3 protein-coding genes are annotated in these 4,072 nt (G+C 68.0%); 2 read left to right on the forward strand and 1 reads right to left on the reverse strand.

The features are described from left to right. Positions 1-296: 296 nt before the first annotated feature. Positions 297-1,730: an AmmeMemoRadiSam system protein B gene (amrB, locus tag ACLP25_RS04295; RefSeq protein ID WP_442467992.1), complete on the reverse strand. Its 1,434-nt coding sequence runs from the start codon at positions 1,728-1,730 to the stop codon at positions 297-299. 210 nt (positions 1,731-1,940) lie between these two features. Here amrB and amrS point away from each other — a divergent pair, with 210 nt between their 5' ends. Both amrS and ACLP25_RS04305 read left to right on the forward strand, forming a co-directional pair. Then, entirely contained in the window at positions 1,941-3,035 is a 1,095-nt protein-coding gene (gene amrS / locus ACLP25_RS04300) for an AmmeMemoRadiSam system radical SAM enzyme (protein ID WP_442467993.1), read from the forward strand. A 275-nt stretch (positions 3,036-3,310) separates the two neighbouring features. Continuing rightward, entirely contained in the window at positions 3,311-3,556 is a 246-nt protein-coding gene (locus tag ACLP25_RS04305) for a hypothetical protein (protein WP_442467994.1), read from the forward strand. Positions 3,557-4,072: the final 516 nt, after the last annotated feature.

The raw sequence follows: 4,072 nt of genomic DNA on the forward strand, positions 1-4,072 counted from the left end.
AAATCGGCGTAGCGCGGCCGCAGCGCCGCTTCGATCGTGGCGATCGTCGCCCCGTCGAGCCGGTTGTTCGACGGCTTTCCCCGCCGGCGCGACACCACGCTCGCCTCGCCTTCGCCACGATAGCTGCAAACCAGACGCTTCACTTGCCGAGCGCCAATGCGACTAACAGAGGGTTGGTGGGGAACCACGGCGCTGGCGCTTGCGCTGGCGGTGTCGGGAACGGTTTCCGCCCAAGCCGCACACAAAAGGATCGGGGCCGCCTGCCGGGCGGCCCCTTTCGTTTGCGCGGCGCAATTTCAGTGTGCGCCCGCCTCCACAATCCTGACCGGCGCGATGTCCGCGCCCGCCACCTGCTTGAACGGCGCGCCGAACGATTCGACCCGGAAGCGATGGGCCTCGAGGCCCATCGGGAAGATCATCGCGTTGAGCCCGGCCTTGCGCAGCAGATGGCGCACGAATTCGCGCCCGTCGGCGACCTGGCGCCAGACGCTCGGCAGGAAAAGCGCGCGCTGCCGCCCCTTGCCGAGGATGAGGCCGTCGCGGTCGGGCTCCAGCGCCTCGACGAGTTGCGCCTCGCTCCCCGCCGGGATCGGCCTGGGATGAGACAGGATCGAGACGTCGAGCGCGAGCCTATCGAGTTCGGCCTCCCTCAAGGGGTCGAAACGCGGATCGCCGAAGCCCGCCTGCACGGCATTCATCACGACGTCCTCGATCAGCGCCATGCGCGGCGCCGGCGAGCCGATGCAGCCCCTCAGGCGCCCGTCTTCCGTAAGCGTGACGAAGGTTCCGCGCATCGCCGAGAGTGTCGGCGGGAGGCGGCCGTCCACGGCGATCGTCGGCGTGCGCCCGCCCCGCCGCGCCGCGGCGGCGAGGCTCGCCATCGCGGTCGACAGCAAGAGCGCGCGATCGGCCTCCTCGAGGCGCGCGGAGGCCGCGTATTCCATGGCGAAGGCGCCGTAGCCGACGACGCGGGACGCGTCCGCGCCGACGTCGGCCGATGTCGCGAGGTGCAGGGCGCTGACCCTCAAGTCGCGCTCGGCCGCAAGGGTCAGCGCGCCGCCGATCGGCAGGTAGCCGCACGCCCGGCGGCCCTCGAGCGAACCGACGTCGAGAAGCTCGATCATCCTTGCAGTGTCGGTGTCGACCGCGCGGGCGTTCGCCTGTTCGAGGAAATGCGACAGGTCGGACGAGATCGCAATCACCGTCTCCGGCCCGCCCCAGACGAGGCGCAGCGCAGCGGCGACCTGGTCGGGCGTCGCGTCTCCGACGAGAATCGGCATGATCTCGAACGGCGCCGGCAGCATCGCCTGCAGCATCACGAGGTGCATTTCGAGCGAGTGCTCGCCGGCGAAGGGCCTCGCGTCGACGGACGCCGCGCGAGCCTCCGCGAGCCGCACGTGGAGATCGCGCGCGACTTTCGCCTCGCCGAGCGGCGTGCCCCACGCTGCAGAGGGATGAATCGCCAGTCCGTCGAAGGCGACCCGATGAGCCGGACCGAAGATGACGACGCGCTTGGGTGGCTCGGCGCGCCTCGCCCAGGCGCCAAAAGCGGTCGCGGCGACCGAGCCGGAATAGATGATCCCCGCATGGGGGGCGACGACAACCTTCGGCGCCACGCCGCCGTCCGATCGAGCGCCCTTGCGCATCTCGCGGATCAGCATGCGGAGCGCGTCCGGCTCCGACGGGTAGAACAAGCCCGCGACCTGCGCGGGATGAGTGGCGTTGAGCATGTCGACCCCCGGTCGTCGCCGGGATCGCCGGCATAGCGAACCAGCAAGCGCCCTTCGGCGCTTCCCGCCGTCCGCGATGACGTCGTCCCGCCCGGAAATGTATGCCTTGTCGTCTCCCCGCGCCAGTGCGCCGCATTGCAAACTCGGCGCGCGGCCCCGACATATGCAAGCGAACTCGAGGAGCGGCCTCGCGAAAGCGGCCGGGGCGGTATGGACGCCGACGATAGCATCAAGGTCGACTATTGGACCAAGCTTGAAGACGGCCGGATCGAGTGCCGGCTCTGTCCGCGCTTCTGCCATATGCGCGCCGGACAGCGCGGCCTGTGCTTCGTGCGCCGCGCCCGCGAGGACGGCGACGGCATGGAACTGACCGGCTACGGCCGCTCGACCGGCTTCTGCATCGACCCGATCGAGAAGAAGCCGCTGAACCATTTTTTGCCGGGGTCCGCGGTGCTGTCGTTCGGCACGGCCGGATGCAACCTCGCCTGTGCGTTCTGCCAGAACTGGGACATCTCCAAGAGCCGCGAGACGGCGCGGCTGAGCTCCTTCGCCATGCCGGAGACCATCGCCAGAGCGGCCGAGCGGCTCGGATGCGCGAGCGTCGCCTATACTTACAACGACCCGACCATTTTCCTGGAATACGCGGTGGACACCGCGGCAGACTGCCGAGCGCGGGGGATCAGGAACGTCGCCGTGACCGCGGGGTTCATCTGCGACGAGCCGCGCAAGCGTCTCTTCGCTGCGATGGACGCAGCCAACGTCGACCTCAAGGCGTTCACCGAGCGCTTTTACGAGAAGCGCTGCGCCGGCAAGCTCCAGCCGGTGCTCGAGACGCTGAAATACCTCGTCCATGAGACGAGCGTCTGGACCGAGATCACCACCCTCCTCATTCCCGGCGAGAACGACGGCGACGAGGAAATGGACGCGCTGACGAAATGGGTGGCGACAGAGTTGAAGCCGGATGTGCCGCTGCACTTCACCGCCTTCCACCCGGACTACCACATGCTCGACTCGTCGCCGACGCCGCTCGCGACCCTGCAGAGGGCGCGGGCGATCGGGATCGGCAACGGGCTGAAACACGTCTATGTCGGCAATGTCCGCGATCCGGCGCGGGAGGCGACGATCTGCCCGGCCTGCGGGACGCGCTGCATTGCCCGCGACCGCTACGAGATCACCGAATACCGGCTCGACGCCGAAGGCCGCTGCCTGAGCTGCGGGACGAAGATGGCCGGCGTGTTCTCGAAAGGCCCGGGAACTTGGGGCTCGCGGCGGATGCCGGTGGAGATCGAGCGCTACGCGGCGTGACGCCTGACCCCGTGTCCGAAAGTTCGAGGTTGAGGGTCGCCCCGGTTTGACGTCGCTGGGTTGGAGAGGCGCCCAGCGCCCATCTGCTCCCGTGGTCGGATCCAGCGGCGGTGCGCCGCTGGATTTCCCCGAGAGGGAGCGCTCATCATTTTTTCCGGGCGGCTCTCGCAAATGTTACACTGAGAGAACGGCCGAAACGGCTCGGAGGGCTGGAGGGTTTGAGATGCACAAGCTTGAGGAGACGATCCGCAGGCGGGCGTACGCGCTCTGGGAGCGTGCAGGCTGCCCGCCACGGGCGCAGCGAGGAGTTCTGGCACGCAGCGCGGCGCGAGATCGAAGGCGACGGTGCGACGGATGCGCCGGTCGATCCGTTCGAGCCGCCGATCGAGCCGCCGGAAGTCGCCTTTCAGCACGGCGTTCCCGTCGGCATGCCGGGCGAGCGGATCGTGGAGCAGGGCGTCGAGGACGATCGCCTCGCCGACCTGCTGCTGATGATCCCGAGTCCGCGGCAGGACGACTGAGGGGCGTCGACAAAGCCGCCCTGTCGATCTCCGGTCGAGGGAGCGGCCTTGCTATTTGTGAGTCCGAATCGAGCCTTTTCAATCGTTTGCAGCGGATTTTCCGGTCGGCCGTAACGGCCGAGGCGCCGTCGTGAGGAATGTCGGGGCGGCGCTGGCCAGGATCGCATCGATAACATAGATAAAATGTAATATATGACGCCCGCCTGCGGGCGATGTCGGCGACCGACAAGCAGCGGTTGAGCACGCTGACGATCCGCTGCTCGCGACCTTTCTGGTCCGCGGTGCCTGTCGCGCTGCGGGCGAGCGGTCGCGGCGGACGCGGTGCGGACGCGTGGTCGGACTCGGACATTCGTGTTTTTTTTGTTTCCGCTCCTGAGCTCGACTTTGCCCATTTTTGCGCGCCTGTTTCAGACGGCGGCCCAAAAGATCGAGGCTTGCGCGACGAGGCGCACGCTGTTCGGCAGGTAACGCCGTGCGTCCAAAGGGTCCGAACGGCGCCCATCGTTCGTTCCGCAG

This window comes from Roseiarcus sp. (assembly GCF_052145395.1).
Taxonomy (GTDB): domain Bacteria; phylum Pseudomonadota; class Alphaproteobacteria; order Rhizobiales; family Beijerinckiaceae; genus Roseiarcus.